This is a genomic window from Desulfitobacterium sp. LBE, assembly GCF_007830365.1.
Classification (GTDB): Bacteria; Bacillota; Desulfitobacteriia; order Desulfitobacteriales; family Desulfitobacteriaceae; genus Desulfitobacterium; species Desulfitobacterium hafniense.
Genome location: NZ_VLKD01000001.1, coordinates 3,244,552 through 3,259,578 on the forward strand (window position 1 = coordinate 3,244,552; position 15,027 = coordinate 3,259,578).

Genomic DNA, 15,027 nt, shown 5'->3' on the forward strand with positions numbered 1-15,027 from the left:
GTCCTGAGCCAGGATCAAACTCTCCATAAAATTTATGAAGAACTTTGATTGCTCAAATTTCTTTACTCATTTGACGAGTCATTGGCTGTTCCTTGTTGTTTAGTTTTCAAAGACCATTTTTGTTTTTGCTACTCGCGGTAGCGGAACTTTATTCTAACAGATTGATTTTTGTTTGTCAATCACTTTTTTCTAAAGTTTCTAGGTGATACTTCAGAAGTATGTTCAGAATGTTTTCCGTTCCTGCGATGCTTTATTATACTATCACTTGATTGAGTTGGTGTCAACATTAATTTCGACAAAATATTTAAGTTGTTAATCGTCTCCGATGGACTCAATAATTATAGCGTCTCAGAGACAGATTCCTTCGGAATCAGTCTTTACCGTTCACTGCTAAAGATGCTCGTAGGTTGTCCAAAATTCCTTAATATGTTGACCTCAACACGGCGATTCTTAGCCCTGCCTTCTTCGGTCGTGTTGGTAGCAATCGGTTGGAATTCCCCATAACCAATCGACCTAAACCTTGACTGATCAAGTCCATCAGACTGCAGTAAATACTTCATGAAGTTTAAAGAGCGTCGAGAACTCAAATCCCAATTAGTGGGAAACTCGGCTGTATTAATGGGAAGGTTATCCGTATGACCTGCTACTTCTACATTGTAACCAGGATACTGCCTTAAAATATCCGATATAATATAGGCTAACTTTTGAGCCTCAGTCTTTACTAAAGCGGATCCTGAATCGAAGAGTGCATAATCTCGAATGCTGATCATCAGCATTTCTTCCGTGATCCGAGTCTCAAGCTGTGCACTCAAATTGTTTTCTTTAATGTACTGATCGATTTTTGCCTTCATGTCACTCATGTCACGATCTTCCCGAGCACGGGCAGCAGCTAAAAGACTGTCTGTCTCAGTGGTTACGGGATCATTGTTTTTACCCATATTATCATCCGTAATATCAATATTCAGCTCACTTGTAGATTCAAAGACACTTGTTCCCCCAGTAAATGCACTGTTAAAGCCGGCCATAATACGCTCATATTTTTTTTGGTCGATTTGCCCAGCGGCAAATAGGATGATAAAGAGTGCCAGTAATAAGGTTAAAATATCTGAATAAGGCACCAGCCAGGTTTCATCCATGTGGTCCTCATGATGCTCTTTCTTATGCTTTTTCATTACCCATCTCCTCAGTCAATTCTCTTCGCTCAGCTGCGGAAAGATAGGCAAAAAGTTTATTATGAATTGCATTGACATTGTCCCCCGCTTGAATCGACAAAATTCCCTCAAGCATCATTCTCTTTATTTCTGCTTCCCTTCTGGAGAAAAGTTTCAGTTTGTTAGCCATGGGATGCCACAGAACATACCCCGTAAAAATACCCAGCAAGGTAGCGACGAAAGCAGCTGAAATCAGATGTCCAAGGGCTTCCACCTCATTTAAATTGCTCAAGGCAGAAATCAATCCCACCACAGCACCCAATACCCCTAGGGTTGGTGCATAGGTTCCCATTTGGGTAAAGACAAGAGCACCATCCCGATGCCTTTCCTCCATAGCCGAAATATCCTCGAAGAGAACATCGCGGATGAACTCGGCATCATTCCCATCGATAGCCATGCCCATTCCTTTTTTAAGAAAATCATCATTGATTTCTTCTAACCGGTTTTCCAGGGAGAGTATGCCTTCCCGGCGGCTTACCGTAGTCCATTCCGCAAATTGCTTAACAAGTTCTTTCTTGGATATTAATTGTTGTTTGGTAAACAAGATCTTAAAAAGCTTGGGTACCCTTTTAAGGTCCTCCATAGGAAAGCCAATAAAAATTGTTGCTATAGTGCCAACGATAATAATCAAAATAGCTGCCGGGTTAATGAGAGCCGTAAGGCTGGCTCCTTTTAGAATCATTCCGACGCCTACAGCGATAAAACCCAAAAGTAATCCAATCAGTGTAGATAACTCCATACTTTTCTCCCTTTTTATAGCCCTTTTTATATCTTTTTCGATATTCAATATTCGCGGTAAACTCAATATTTCCTGCCGTAATTTTAAATGAATCCTAATTTATAAAAGTCTTTTTTCCTATGAGCTATAGGTCTTTCTTCCTATTTTATGCCTCAAACTTTGAATGCCCAGCACTTTTTTAGACTTTTCTATAGGAAAAATACCCTCTTAAACCGAACTATATGATCATCCTGAATCAAATGAGGTGCAAATCAATGCAAAATCTTATCGTTCTCGGGACTGGGCACGCCCTTGTAACTCAATGTTATAATACCTGTTTTGCCTTAACAAATGATGATGATTATATCCTCATCGATGGCGGCGGAGGAAACGGAATTCTCTCCCAACTACAAAAAGCTAAAATTCCCTATGCTAAGATCCATCATGCCTTCGTAAGTCATGGCCATACAGATCATCTCCTGGGTATGGTTTGGGTCATTCGTATGATAGGGAGTGCCATGGCTGCCGGAAAATATGAAGGAGATTTTAAACTTTATTGCCATGATGAATTGGCTTCTGCTCTTCACGCTCTGGTTAAGATCACTATGGACAAGCAAATCATTGATTTAATCAGCCGGCGAATTCATATTATTTCAGTAGCCGATGGACAGCAGGAAGAGCTGCTGGGTCATACCTTTACCTTCTTCGATCTTCATTCTGCCAAAGCTAAGCAATTTGGCTTTAAAATTCATTTAGACTGTGATAAAAAACTGGCCTTTATAGGGGATGAACCCTATCATCCGCTGTGTCAGAAATATGTCGAGAACAGCGATTGGCTCCTCTGTGAGGCTTTTTGTCTTTATGCAGAACGAGAACTCTTCAAACCTTATGAAAAAAACCACAGTACAGTAAAGGATTCCTGTCAACTAGCCACCCTACTTAATATTAAGAATCTCATCCTCTGGCACACGGAAGATAAGAATATTGGGAAACGTAAAGCCTTATATACAGCTGAAGGCAAGCAATATTATAAAGGTAATCTTTTTGTTCCTGACGATTTTGATGTCATAGCACTTTAAAACTCTCTATATACATAAGTCTCGTTCAATGCCCCTGATAAAATCTCCATTTTTCATACACATCCAGCAGATAGAAAAAAGTTCCATCCAACCACTTTGCATAGTCTTCTTTATCGCCAGGCTCTGACTGGAAGACATTGATGCCCTTGCCTACAGCATTTCTCGTCATCTCAACACAATCTATGATAAATGCTAATTCTAAAATGCTTAAACCAACGATGTAGCCCTCCTCCGTCTGGAGCTTAAGGACTTCATACTGAATTCTGTCCAGCAGGCTATTTACGGTCTCAAAATCCCTTTGGGCTTGCCCACCTTCATCGGGGGTTTCCTCTACTTCGATCATAAAGTATTCCCGGCCCAGTCGCATGCAGTATATGATCATTTCGGCATCCTCTTGAGTTAACCGCAACTTTCCCTGAAAATCATTTTCAAGGGAGGTCTCTGCAGAGGGAATAGCCCTTTGAAGTTCACGTTTTTCCTTATATTGCTGAAAATCAATGACATTGTTGTTTTTACTCGACGACAATCTTTTCTCTCCCTCCACATCATTTAAGCAAATACAGCTTAATTGTACCATTTATAAAAAGAAATATGCAGGAACTATCATTATACCGTTAAATACTAGAATTGACGATAGTCCCCTATACGGCAGTACCTATAATAAAAAAGATAGCATACTCTTGGGTAAGCTATCTTTTGTCTCCACAGCTCGTCTTCGCTCAGCTGCAGAATAGTTCACTATGGACTTAATCGGAGATAATCTGTATTAGTTTTTCTGCCGTAAGTTTCGTCGCCAGAGGCCCAAAGGTGTTCAAGGAATCATCAAAGTAAACAACCTGTCCTTTCTTAACTGCCTCCATAGCTTGCCAAACAGAGGAAGCTTCCTGTGTCTTGACAAAAGCTTGGGAGGTTGTAATAAAGTCCTGAAAAATAATATAGTCGGGATTCATCTCCGCTACAGCTTCTAAGGATAAGGTCTCATAGTCATCAGGATAGCCTTCCGGTTTGGCGATACCAAAAGTATCATAGTAATCTTTGTTACCCCGGGTAACAAAGGCTTTGCCACCATCGGTCCGGAATATGGCAATGGTCTTATCCTGATGCCGACTTAACTTTTCTTTTGCCGACTGAACGCTGTCCTCGATTTCCTTAATAAGCTTTTGAGCATCGGCTTCTTTATTCACAATTTCTGCGCAGGCCAGGATTTGTTCTTGCCAAGGGGCACTGAAATCCACTAGGATGACTGGCGCTATCTGCTCCAGCTGTTCATAAATCTTGTCCAGATTACCCTGTCCTTTAAAAGTCACAATAACATCCGGATTGGCTCCTAAGATAGCTTCTAAATTCAGATCCCGGGCACTGCCTAAATCAATAATTTTCGCGGTTCCCGCATAAGGCTTTAAGGTCTCCCATTCTCCCAAGGCTTTCATGGCATCTCCCGTAGACGCACCGGCAGAGGCGATAGGCGGCGTTCCTAATGCAAGGAAGTACTCCAAATAAAGGGAATGAAGAATTGCAATCCTTTGCGGTTGTTCAGTTAAAGTAATTTCCTTCCCTGTTGCGTCCACAATAGTCCTCGGCCATGCAGCCTCTTCCGCTCCACTACCGCCGGCCCCTGGTGTCTTCTCGGCTTGAGCAGCCGGGGTATTGATATTGCTTCCCGTTGCGCTAGTGCTGCAACCCGCCAATAGTCCTGCTAAAAGCGCCAGTGAGACGATCATCCCTATTATTCTTTTCATTTTCTTTCCTTCCTCCAATGTACAACAGGATTCAAGTTAGCTCAAGCTAACCATTAAGGTTAGTATAGCAAATCCTTTTTTCCATGGGAATGGAATTATCTTAAAGCACTTATGGATTATTCCTGAATTTCTCCCGGAATTCGCTGGGGGACATTTTAAAACGCTTTCTGAAGCTCCGGCTGAAATAGAGCGGATCGGAGTACCCGATGCTTTTAGCAACTTCCGATATAGGTGCACCGATGGTAGTTAATAATTCCTTGGCACGATTCAGGCGACAAGCTATCAGGTAATCCCCGGGCCCCATCCCCGCATACTTACTAAAAACATAGAATAAACGGTTCTCTGTGACCTCATTCTGTTCTGCCAAACCATGCACCGTCAGCGAATCCATAAAGTGGTCCTGGATGTAAGAGGATACCTGTTCGAACAAAACCTGAGCGCCATGATTGGTTTGGTTGCGAGCGCACACAAAAACCTCCTCCAATACACAGCGAAACAGATTTTCCGCCTGAAAAGCGGGTATTGAGCCCGGCTGATTAAAGGTTCTGTATAAGCGCCCTAATAACTCTTGCAAGCGGGGACTGTTTCCCGGTGTAAGCTCGAAATGAACCTCCGGAAGGCAAATTCCTTTCGTCTCCGAAGTACGAATATCATATAGCACAGAGATATACTCCCACTTCGTATCTCCCAGGACCTGCTTATCCAGGCTCATACTGGCTCCACCATGAACCACCCTGCCAATACTTGCCGTATAGGGTGTACCGTCAAATCGATATTGGGCTTTCCCTCTCAACGGGAAAATAAACCCTGGAAAAGGGGCTGCTTTTTGCCATCCGGCTGTCCCCGGATCGATCTTATAATTATAGACTCCTTCCACTCGTATGGAGATATTAGTAAATCGCTCCACAAGCTCATTAAGTTCAAATTCCATTTTTACATCACCCTTCAAACCTTATCCTCCAGGAGCCCTCTATCGATTTACTTGACTCTTGTTTATATAACCTCTGCAACCAAAAAATCTACACTTATTTTTGCTATTTAAATTATGAAAGAGTTTTGAGAAGATCGATAAGTTCGGTTAGCATCAGCTAACTAAACTTATTATAGCTATAGTTGCTTCTTTTTTCAATAACAGAAAAAGAAGCCGCAGGATAAAGGCTCTCGTTCTTTATCAGCGACTTCTTTAAATGCCAGGAATATAACATTTCTAATTTAATGTCAGTATTACAAGAAGAACACACACCCAAGACTAACAGCCATTGTAACTACGCAAAGTCCAACTAGGAAGGCAATCGATTTGGGGGATAATTTCGAACTATCACTCATACCATAATCCTCCTCTCTTTGTCTCCAATTGTTGAGGCTTTTTTGCGGCAGCTTGTTTTGTGATTATTACCACTTTCACTTAAAGTATACTATACTCGCCCTTTCAGCTCCACCCAAAAAGTCCTATTTTTTCTCCAAAATTTCTACAATATCACTATATTTGACAGGTAGAACTCCAATTTGACAGATTAACCTACAATATGACCGAAAACATTACAAATGGCTGTTTATTACGAGGGTAGACTTCAACCAAACTATTGAATAACTGCTATAGTGCAAATCATTGCAAGTGCTTATATCCATATAAAGAATTTTTATACTTAATAATTCTTTCATGATGATGTAACATTAAGGTGGGTGCTTTGTTGCTAAAAAGTTTCGCAAATCACAATGAAACACTTGAGAGAAGGTGAGCATTTGGACACTTACCAGTTGAAAATTTTCATCGCTGTATCTAAATTTCAAAGCATTTCTAAGGCTGCTAAAGTCCTGCATTTAAGCCAGCCCGCGGTGAGTACACATATAAAGAATTTAGAAGAGTATTACAGGGGTCCATTATTTGAACGGACACAGCAAGGCGTCTCTCTTACGAAAGCAGGGCAGGTCTTCTATACCTATGCCCAACGGCTCTTGACACTCCAAGAAGAAATGGAACAGCAATTGGAAATCACCATGCAACATGAGAGCAATCAAATTATTGTGGGCGCAAGTACAACTATTGGCAATGTTTCCCTTCCTTGTTCAATCTACTTGTTTAAAGAAGAATATCCCGAAGTAAATATTCGACTCGAAATTGCCAACGCCGAAGAAATACTGCGTAAAGTCAAAGCAGAGCAAGTGGATTTTGGTGTGGTGGAAATACTTCCTGAAATGCCAGGAATCAGTACCCATCATGTTACTTCAGATGAATTGGTACTGATTGTTCCCCCTTCTCATCCTGCTCAGACTGATAAAATTACTGTAAAGGAATTCTTCAGTCAGCCATTAATTATGCGTGAACCTGGATCGGGAACTCATAAAGTGCTGGCACAATTTCTTGAAGCTCAAGGTTATACCTTTAAAGAGCTTAATATAATTACTGAAATGACCACCATAGATGCTATTAAGTCAGCCGTGCAAGCAGGGATGGGGGGAGCTGTCGTGCCTCGTTTATCCGTAAAAAAGGAAGTTTATCAAGGCTCTCTTAGGGCCCTTACTATTATCGATTTGGATATGCCCTTGAATTATAATATTATTAAATTCGACCATCATTATTTCTCTTCTAAAACCAAACAATTAATCAAATTTCTCACGGATCCGGAAGAACGTTTTCTATGTTAATATAAAAACGTTAAAAAGGGGATGGCTTATTTCTTGGAATACAGTCATCCTCTTCCTATATCTGAATTCTTAAAAGAATTAATCTCGATTATAACAAAAACCGTACTAAAAGTTTCGCTCCCAGCCAAGCCCCCATAAATACTGCAACAGCGAAGATCCATCCTGACAGCGAACTTGAAGCAATACCATTAAGCACCAAGCCAATATTGCATCCGTAGGCAACACGAGCCCCATAGCCCATAAGAATTCCGCCGATTAAGGCAGAAATCGCAAATTTTTTATCCTTAATCGGATGAAAACGTGCTTGGGAAGCAGCAAGTGTTGCCCAAAAAGCGCCCAGAATCACGCCCAGATTTAAATACGTCCCATCCGATAATACCAATTGCTTAAGGTTAATATCTATATTGTTAACTAAACCGATCTTCGAACCAATCCATACGGACCATTCCTCTATGTTTGTAGTAATCCCCCAAGGCCTTTTCCTGATTACCAAAACCAGCATATTTAAAATCGCCAATACCACCGCACCAACCCAATAAGCCCAAGGTCCCTTATAAATAATCTCCAGTTTTTTTCCCATAAGACTCTCCCTCTTAGTTGTGTCCTTTGGTTATCTCCAGTCTCCATATCCCATTGGAAACTTCGCTTTCTTCGATTTCATGCCCATGTTCCCGCGCCCAGAGAACAATAGCCCTGCTCGTACAACTATGATCCGTTTCTAATACCAACCGATCCCCGCATGCCATTTCTTTTAGTTTACGCTGGGTTTTGATTATAGGTATCGGGCACATTTCACCCCATATATCTAAAGTATAGGTTGTCATGGCTCAGCCAACTCCCTTTTGCTTTTTCTGCCACCAGCGAATGATTTCCCATAAAAGGAATAAGGTTAAAAGCTGGATAAGCACAGCGGGAACCCACCCCAGGATATCCGGAAGGGATATCCCCGGAAATTCTTGAAAAATCGAACGCCAATACGGTAAGGAGTATTTACCCAAAAATGCGCCAAGAAATAGCCCAAGCAGGGCAATCATCTGCATGGCGAAACCTTCACCAACCCGCATGAGAGTACCGGAAGCACAGCCGCCGGCCAAAACCATCCCCGTTCCAAAAAGAAGGCCCCCGATGAAGGTATGGATGCCAAAAGGAGTTACATACAAATTTAAGGGGAGATTAAATATATCAAATAAATAAAATACCATCGCAAAACCGGGAATACTGATTGCTAATAATAGTATTAACGCTTCTGTGAGTTTGGTCGTGCCAATTAACAAAGGATCGCGGAAAGCAGCTACAAAGCAAAACCGTGACTTTTGCAAAGTAAAACCAATAGCTAAACTTACTATGAAAATCAAAGCCAGCTGTATACTAACTTGAACCAATAACAATAGTAACAATAGCATGAAAAGTGAAAAACCTAAATTTAGTTTCCGTTGTGACTTCTTTAACATAATTACCTCTTTTACACTAGTTCCCCGCTAATTTAAGTCTAATGTTTTTTGAAAATTAGTCAATAAATTTATGCCTACCTAAGTCGTAGACATAAATATAGCTAACGGAGGCAAATTGGTGTGCCCCCCGTCAATACAATGTCATTAAGTTAAGAAAGAATAGTCCCAGTCTAAAGCAAGCTCTGCTATTAGACTGGGACATTTAGTAATTGCTAAAATCATAAATCAGTGCCTCTGCAAGCACGGGCTTTAGCTTTACAGAGGCACTGGGAGTTCTTAACTTAATGACATTGTATCTAGGGGTAGCATATCAAATCTACTGCCTCCGTTATTTAATATAAACCTTTGCTCTATAGAAAAAATCCTTGTCTGATTCTCTATTTATAAGGGTTTATTCAAGAAGATTTTATGGATGTCCTTGTAATTTGTCATCATGACATTGAGCACAATTCATTTTGCCTTGCTCGTTATCCAACATACTCTTGGCGCCATTATGACAAGTTAGGCAACTCGTAAATTCTGATCCGGGACTATACGCCGGGACAAACTTCCCTTCTTTCCACTTGTTGAGAATCAATACAGCTTCGGCTGCAGTATCTCCTGAAACCTTAGCACAACGATCTGCTTTTTCATCAGAGTTAATTTTAGCGTTTGCTTCATTCGCCCAAAGACTGACGGATACATGGCATAAAGGAGAATTAGCTATTGTCGTAATCTGGTTAGGGAATTTTGCAATGCTATCCATTTTGGTGGATGGGAAGGGAAACATCGTATACCAACCCATTAGTTCATTGCCGACTTGATCGATATCTTTTCCAGCAACCAAATTCATAACAAGCAAGCTGCCATTTAGAGCCCCACATAATGTACCCCAGGATAATGCCCCGCCTTTACCATATTTAAACATATCCGTAGGAATGGTATTCCAGGGTCCGCCTACTTTTTCCTTAGCAGAGTCAACCAAAGCCTTTCCGGCGGCGTAGCAGCAGCCACCTTCAAAGTAGTTCTCATAAGCGCGTTTCCTTACCACTTCCGGGTCCAATGGTTCATAAATCCAAGGCACCAGTTGAGCTTCTGCATTGGCAGTGGCTGCCATCGCAGGACCGGCTGTTTCTTTCACCCCACATCCGACTAAAGCGGCTCCAGCTGCAAAAGTAAGACCTGTCGTAATAAATTTTCTCCGAGACACAATTGAATTCGACATAAGCGCTCCTCCTTTTATTGGGATAAAACTGACCTTTGATAAATTGGAATCTCTCCGCCCCAGGGGATTTTATAAATCCTTGTTAATCTTTATACAAACCCATTATAAATGAATAATCAAAATCTTTGTTATAAGGCATTACTATATGCCTATCATATAGTTTGATATACTCTCCACTCTTTGAGCTCTGACGACTTCTTAGTGAATATAATTGCTAATTGAATGTCCGTATTACCAAAAGAGCATACGCCCACCTTCGGAATCTGGGCACCCCCGGCATTACATCAAGCAGTTCAATCATTAATTCGCCGGAGGCGAAATCAAGACGTCCCTGAGCTCCAATTTTTTATGCAGCATTTTTTTCAGAGCTACCTCAAGATCCTCAAACACAGACAGCAAGAATAGATGGCCCTTTTTATTCTTCAGCAAAAAGCATAAGAAAGAGCCCTGTCTAGGCCGGCACGAAGACAAGGCTCTTTATCTATCAAACCCATACAGCATTAATGCGTATAATCAAGAAACTTAATTTGCTCCCCAAAATCTTTGACTATAAGGTCTTTCATTTTTTTGGCAAACGGACAGGGGTAACCGATGGGGTTCCCTCTTTGAATGCAGGAAGCAAACACAATCGTATCAGCACCTCTTTTTACCAGTTCTCTGGCACGAAGTATGGCCTTTTTAGCGGGGCAGCCACCACAGTTGATAAACCCAACTAATTCGATATCCTCCTCAACACCTTCAAATACACCTTTCTTTTCTCGTACCATGCGGAAGTCTGTCGTTCCTGGGCAATAGTCTTCCGTTTGCATACATCTGATAATTCCAACTTTCACGCTATAACCTCCAAGTAATTAATACAAAATAATTGCCTTATATTTTTTTAGGCTCTCTAAACGAAACGCCGGTCAGCCAATTGCGTATATCCTTTTTGGAAGGATATGCTTCAATCTTTTCAATTCTACCATTCACATAGGTGGCCGGAAGCATGTCAGCACTCGCAACGCCACAGATCCTTATTTTTTCTGCACTGTTCCTTATCCTTTGTAAAGGAATACCTTTTGATAAAAATCTCCTGGGTTTCAAGAATTTCACATAGCCGATTAAATCTGTGCAACTCCGCATTGCCAACGGCTCTTTCACTATTCTCATACACAACAATATCTACCCTGCCTTTTTCTGCGTCCAATCAATCACCACCTTAAACTAAAGCACAAGTTTTTACCCTCGAGGCATGGGCGCTATCCCGGCACCCATGATTTCTCGCACCTCTCATGCCTGTTTTACAACTAGCGAAATGCGACGTTCAGTCGCTTACAGGTGTATTGGTGAGCCTACAAACAAGGTCTGCAAGCTCCTCAGTGCTAACCGTTTTGCCACTCTTAATCCATGCTACCAGCACACCAATCAGCCCAGACGTTATAAAAGCAGAGGCAAATGATTTTTCCTGTGGATTATGAATCCCGGCATGGGTGAACTTCATAAACTGTTCATTCTGCAAATATTCATGGCACTTTTTTTGTAAAATGCAGATTTTTTGATTATGCGCCAATGCTTCGACAAACTCTTCATTTTCATGGAAAAACTTAAAAAAGACCTTTCCGGCATCGCATAGATTATCAATAGCTTCTGTCTCACAACGCTTTAAATATTCCTGAAACAAGCTATCCATATAGTATTCAAGCACTTCTTCTTTTGAATCAAACAGCTGATAAAAGGTTTGCCTGGCAAGCTCGCTGCTTTCCATGATTTCTTTCACTGTAATTTGCTCAAGAAACTTTTCCTGCATCAAGGAAATAAGAGCTTTGGCAATCCACTCCTGAGAACGCTTGGCAGAAGGGTTCGTTCCTTTATACACGACATATACCTCCAATTTGTCACACTTTTTCTGAAAGGGTTGTGACGCAATTGACATTTTACCTATCTAATAATATATTATTATCAAAAAGTAAGACAACTGTCAATATTATTACTGATGTAATATTTATTGAATGGCTACCTTGCGAGGTGGTATCGTGAACGATAAGACGGTCAAGAAACCTGAAAAAATGCAGCAATTCAGTATGGGAGGCAACTATGATTTATCTGGACTATAACGCAACAACACCGATTGACAAAAGTGTCTACAAAGCCATGTTACCGTATCTAGAGTCACAATTTGGAAATCCGTCGAACAGCTATGAGCTGGGGCAATCCGCAAAACGCGGCGTGGAAAATGCCCGCAGCCAGATTGCCGATTTGATTGGCGCCAAGGCCAGTGAGGTTTTATTTACAGGCTGTGGGAGTGAATCCAACAATATGGTTGTCAAGGGTGTCGCATACACCTATAAAAACAAAGGAAGACATATTGTTACTTCCTGCATTGAGCATCCGGCGATTTTGGCGCCGCTTTCATTTTTAGAGAAGAACGGATATGAGGTAACTTATCTTCCTGTTAACCGGAAAGGATCCGTGGACCCTGAAGATCTGAAGAAAGCTCTACGAAAGGATACTATTCTGGTCACGATTATGCATTCTAACAACGAGGTAGGGACTTTGCAACCCATTCAAGAGTTGGGGGGACTATGCAGAAAAAAGGAGTTTTATTCCACACCGATGCGTCACAATCCCTTGGCAAGGTTGAAATTGACGTTTCCAAACTGCCGGTGGACTTCCTGACGATTGCCGGACATAAACTCTATGCTCCGAAAGGAATCGGAGCAGTGTATATTCGTGATGGCCTGGAGATTGAGCCACTTTTGCATGGTGCCAGTCAGGAAAGAGGCCGACGCGCCGGAACAGAAAACGTTCCTTATGCCGTGGCGCTGGGAGAAGCCGCCATACAGGCAAAGGCTCATCTAAAGCAGGATACCCTTCTCCAGTCCAGAGAGTATTTCTACAATAGGTTAAAAGAAGCCTTTGGTGATAAAATTCATCTTAACGGAGATGAAATGAACCGCTTACCTAATACACTAAATATTAGTTTTATTGGCAGCCTTGGCAGCGATATACTGGCAGTGTTACCTGAAATCTGTGCGTCAACCGGCTCTGCCTGCCATTCAGGTTCAAAATCGGTTTCTCCGGTTTTGGCGGCAATGGGGGTTGAGGAAGAAATTGCACTGGGTGCCATCCGTTTCAGTGTGGGCAGATATACGACAAAACTCGAAATCGATCAGGCAGTCAACCAATTAACCATGTATTTTTCAAATACTTAAATCAAACAGAGGAAGGAACGAACTATTATGGACAATAACAAGAAACTTGGATTCGCAACCCGCCAAATTCATGCAGGAAAACAGGAAAATTCCGCCGGAGCACTTTGTCCTCCAATCTACCAAACCTCCACCTTTCAGTTTAATTCTATTGAGCAGGCCAGCGCACGCTTTAGCGGAGAAGATCCGGGCTACATATACACACGACTTAACAATCCCACCTTGACCGTTGTCGAGGAAAAGATGGCTTCCCTGGAAAATGGCGAGGCTGCATTAGCTACGGCATCCGGCATGGGCGCAACTACAACTGCATTGTGGACCAGTATTGTAGGTGGTGATGAAATTATCGCTGATGATACGCTGTATGGCTGCACCCATGATTTACTTACTCACGGGTTGACTAAATTTGGCGTAAGTGTCAATCTGACTGATTTGAGTGACATCGAAAATCTAAAAAAATATCTGACTCCGAAAACCAAGGTAGTTTTCTTTGAAACCCCTTGCAATCCAACCATGAAACTGTTGGACATTAAGCTGATTGCTCAAACGGCTCATGAGTACAATCCCCAGATTCTTGTGATCGTTGATAATACTTTCTGCTCTCCTTATCTGCAAAGGCCGCTGGATTTTGGCGCCGATGTTGTGGTTCATAGTGCTACTAAATATGTGAATGGGCACGGTGATGTCATCGCCGGCTTTATTATCGGTAAGCAGGACTTCATTGGAAAATGCCGCATGTTCGGCCTCAAAGATATGACCGGTGCCGTACTTAGTCCCTTCGATGCTTTTCTCATTGCCCGTGGACTCAAAACTCTGGACATCCGGATGGATCGCCATTGCTCCAATGCCCGGAAGCTGGCAGATTTTCTTAAAAATCACCCCGCTGTCGATAAGGTGTTTTATCCCGGATTTGAAAGTTTCCCCGGCCATGATATTGCCCAACGCCAGATGAAAGACTTTGGCGGCATGATTTCCATAGAATTAAAGGCCGATCTCGCTGCAGCGGCCAAAGCGCTGAACAAGCTGGAGGTATGTACGATTGCCGTTTCCCTAGGCGACGCGGAAACTCTAGTGGAGCTGCCTGCTGCCACCACGCATTTCGGATATACTGAAGAGGAATTAGCCACTGCCGGCATCAGTGAGGGGCTTGTGCGCATTAGCGTGGGTCTGGAAGATCCGGAGGATATTATTACAGACTTCAAGCAGGCTCTGGATTCTTTGATATAATTATTGATAACACCCATGCGAAGCTCACAAAAGCGAAAGAGACTCTCTTACTCAGACAGTCTCAGCAGATAAGCCTTTCGCCGCACTGCATCCCGTGACGCATCCCATGACGAATACTCCTGCAGTATGGATCTTACTTTCCCAGGCCTGCGGCGCGCTTCAGAACATCAATGAGGCGGCCTACTCCTAAGCATACTGAAGTGCCGAAGCTGTAGTACATCATTCCGGCCAAGTCACACGGCCACATAACCCTACTGCGTAGCACCGGCACACGGGTGGTACCCCTCCGGTAAGGCTTGCCAGATTCGAATCCGGATTCGAATCTGGGCAAGCTTTCCTGATGAATCCAATTCTCTCCTCTTCACACCCTTGTTTTTTCCACAAGGAAAAAAGCTAACACTCCCACCCACGAGAACTTAAATGCTTGTCTCCAAATTGGTCACTGGTGACCAATTTGAACCAAAACAAAGAGACCATCTACTACAGACGGTCTCTTCACTCTACTTACCTGGCAACGACTTACTTTCCCAGGACCCTGCGGTCCAAGTATCATCAGCCCTGGAG

General features: G+C 42.3%; 14 protein-coding genes and 1 pseudogene. 4 read left to right on the forward strand and 11 right to left on the reverse strand.

All coding sequences use genetic code 11. The annotated features are described in order from the left end of the window. Positions 1-377: 377 nt before the first annotated feature. Positions 378-1,172: a flagellar motor protein MotB gene (locus tag DESLBE_RS15395; protein ID WP_005809827.1), complete on the reverse strand. Its 795-nt coding sequence runs from the start codon at positions 1,170-1,172 to the stop codon at positions 378-380. Further along, entirely contained in the window at positions 1,159-1,950 is a 792-nt protein-coding gene (gene motA, locus DESLBE_RS15400; RefSeq protein WP_011458996.1) for a flagellar motor stator protein MotA, read from the reverse strand. The genes DESLBE_RS15395 and motA overlap by 14 nt, the downstream gene beginning before the upstream one ends. A gap of 254 nt (positions 1,951-2,204) precedes the next feature. Between motA and DESLBE_RS15405 the strand changes: the two genes are divergently transcribed. Further along, positions 2,205-3,008 (forward strand): MBL fold metallo-hydrolase, encoded by an 804-nt coding sequence (locus DESLBE_RS15405; protein WP_035213727.1) that lies wholly within the window; start codon positions 2,205-2,207, stop codon positions 3,006-3,008. 25 nt (positions 3,009-3,033) lie between these two features. Here DESLBE_RS15405 and DESLBE_RS15410 read toward each other — a convergent pair whose 3' ends face one another. From DESLBE_RS15410 to DESLBE_RS15420, 3 genes are all read right to left on the reverse strand, one after another. Then, positions 3,034-3,534, reverse strand: coding sequence for a hypothetical protein (locus DESLBE_RS15410; protein WP_144677463.1), 501 nt, complete (start codon positions 3,532-3,534; stop codon positions 3,034-3,036). Between the two features lie 220 nt (positions 3,535-3,754). After that, positions 3,755-4,747 carry an iron-siderophore ABC transporter substrate-binding protein gene (locus DESLBE_RS15415; RefSeq protein ID WP_035213725.1) on the reverse strand — a complete coding sequence of 331 codons (993 nt, stop codon included), beginning with the start codon at positions 4,745-4,747 and terminating at the stop codon, positions 3,755-3,757. Positions 4,748-4,856: 109 nt separating this feature from the next. Further along, positions 4,857-5,678: an AraC family transcriptional regulator gene (locus DESLBE_RS15420; RefSeq protein ID WP_144678661.1), complete on the reverse strand. Its 822-nt coding sequence runs from the start codon at positions 5,676-5,678 to the stop codon at positions 4,857-4,859. An 812-nt stretch (positions 5,679-6,490) separates the two neighbouring features. On the opposite strand from DESLBE_RS15420, the gene DESLBE_RS15425 reads away from it, so the two are divergent. After that, positions 6,491-7,393 carry a LysR family transcriptional regulator gene (locus DESLBE_RS15425; protein WP_144677464.1) on the forward strand — a complete coding sequence of 301 codons (903 nt, stop codon included), beginning with the start codon at positions 6,491-6,493 and terminating at the stop codon, positions 7,391-7,393. Positions 7,394-7,481: 88 nt separating this feature from the next. On the opposite strand, the gene DESLBE_RS15430 is transcribed toward DESLBE_RS15425, so the two are convergent. The 6 genes from DESLBE_RS15430 to DESLBE_RS15455 form a co-directional block, all read right to left on the reverse strand. Further along, a complete protein-coding gene (locus tag DESLBE_RS15430; protein WP_144677465.1) occupies positions 7,482-7,973 on the reverse strand; it encodes a YeeE/YedE thiosulfate transporter family protein in 492 nt (163 codons plus the stop codon). Positions 7,974-7,986: 13 nt separating this feature from the next. Further along, positions 7,987-8,217: a sulfurtransferase TusA family protein gene (locus DESLBE_RS15435; RefSeq protein ID WP_144677466.1), complete on the reverse strand. Its 231-nt coding sequence runs from the start codon at positions 8,215-8,217 to the stop codon at positions 7,987-7,989. A gap of 3 nt (positions 8,218-8,220) precedes the next feature. Then, complete coding sequence (locus tag DESLBE_RS15440) at positions 8,221-8,844, reverse strand: YeeE/YedE thiosulfate transporter family protein (protein WP_144677467.1); 624 nt, start codon at positions 8,842-8,844, stop codon at positions 8,221-8,223. 406 nt (positions 8,845-9,250) lie between these two features. After that, positions 9,251-10,048 carry a cytochrome c3 family protein gene (locus DESLBE_RS15445; protein ID WP_144677468.1) on the reverse strand — a complete coding sequence of 266 codons (798 nt, stop codon included), beginning with the start codon at positions 10,046-10,048 and terminating at the stop codon, positions 9,251-9,253. A gap of 500 nt (positions 10,049-10,548) precedes the next feature. After that, positions 10,549-10,881, reverse strand: coding sequence for a CGGC domain-containing protein (locus tag DESLBE_RS15450; RefSeq protein ID WP_144677469.1), 333 nt, complete (start codon positions 10,879-10,881; stop codon positions 10,549-10,551). Positions 10,882-11,351: 470 nt separating this feature from the next. Further along, positions 11,352-11,903, reverse strand: coding sequence for a TetR/AcrR family transcriptional regulator (locus DESLBE_RS15455; RefSeq protein WP_172625441.1), 552 nt, complete (start codon positions 11,901-11,903; stop codon positions 11,352-11,354). A 275-nt stretch (positions 11,904-12,178) separates the two neighbouring features. Here DESLBE_RS15455 and DESLBE_RS15460 point away from each other — a divergent pair. Further along, a pseudogene (locus tag DESLBE_RS15460) lies at positions 12,179-13,239 on the forward strand (cysteine desulfurase family protein). A 27-nt stretch (positions 13,240-13,266) separates the two neighbouring features. Further along, positions 13,267-14,463, forward strand: coding sequence for a methionine gamma-lyase (megL, locus tag DESLBE_RS15465; RefSeq protein ID WP_144677471.1), 1,197 nt, complete (start codon positions 13,267-13,269; stop codon positions 14,461-14,463). The last annotated feature ends 564 nt before the right edge of the window (positions 14,464-15,027 follow it).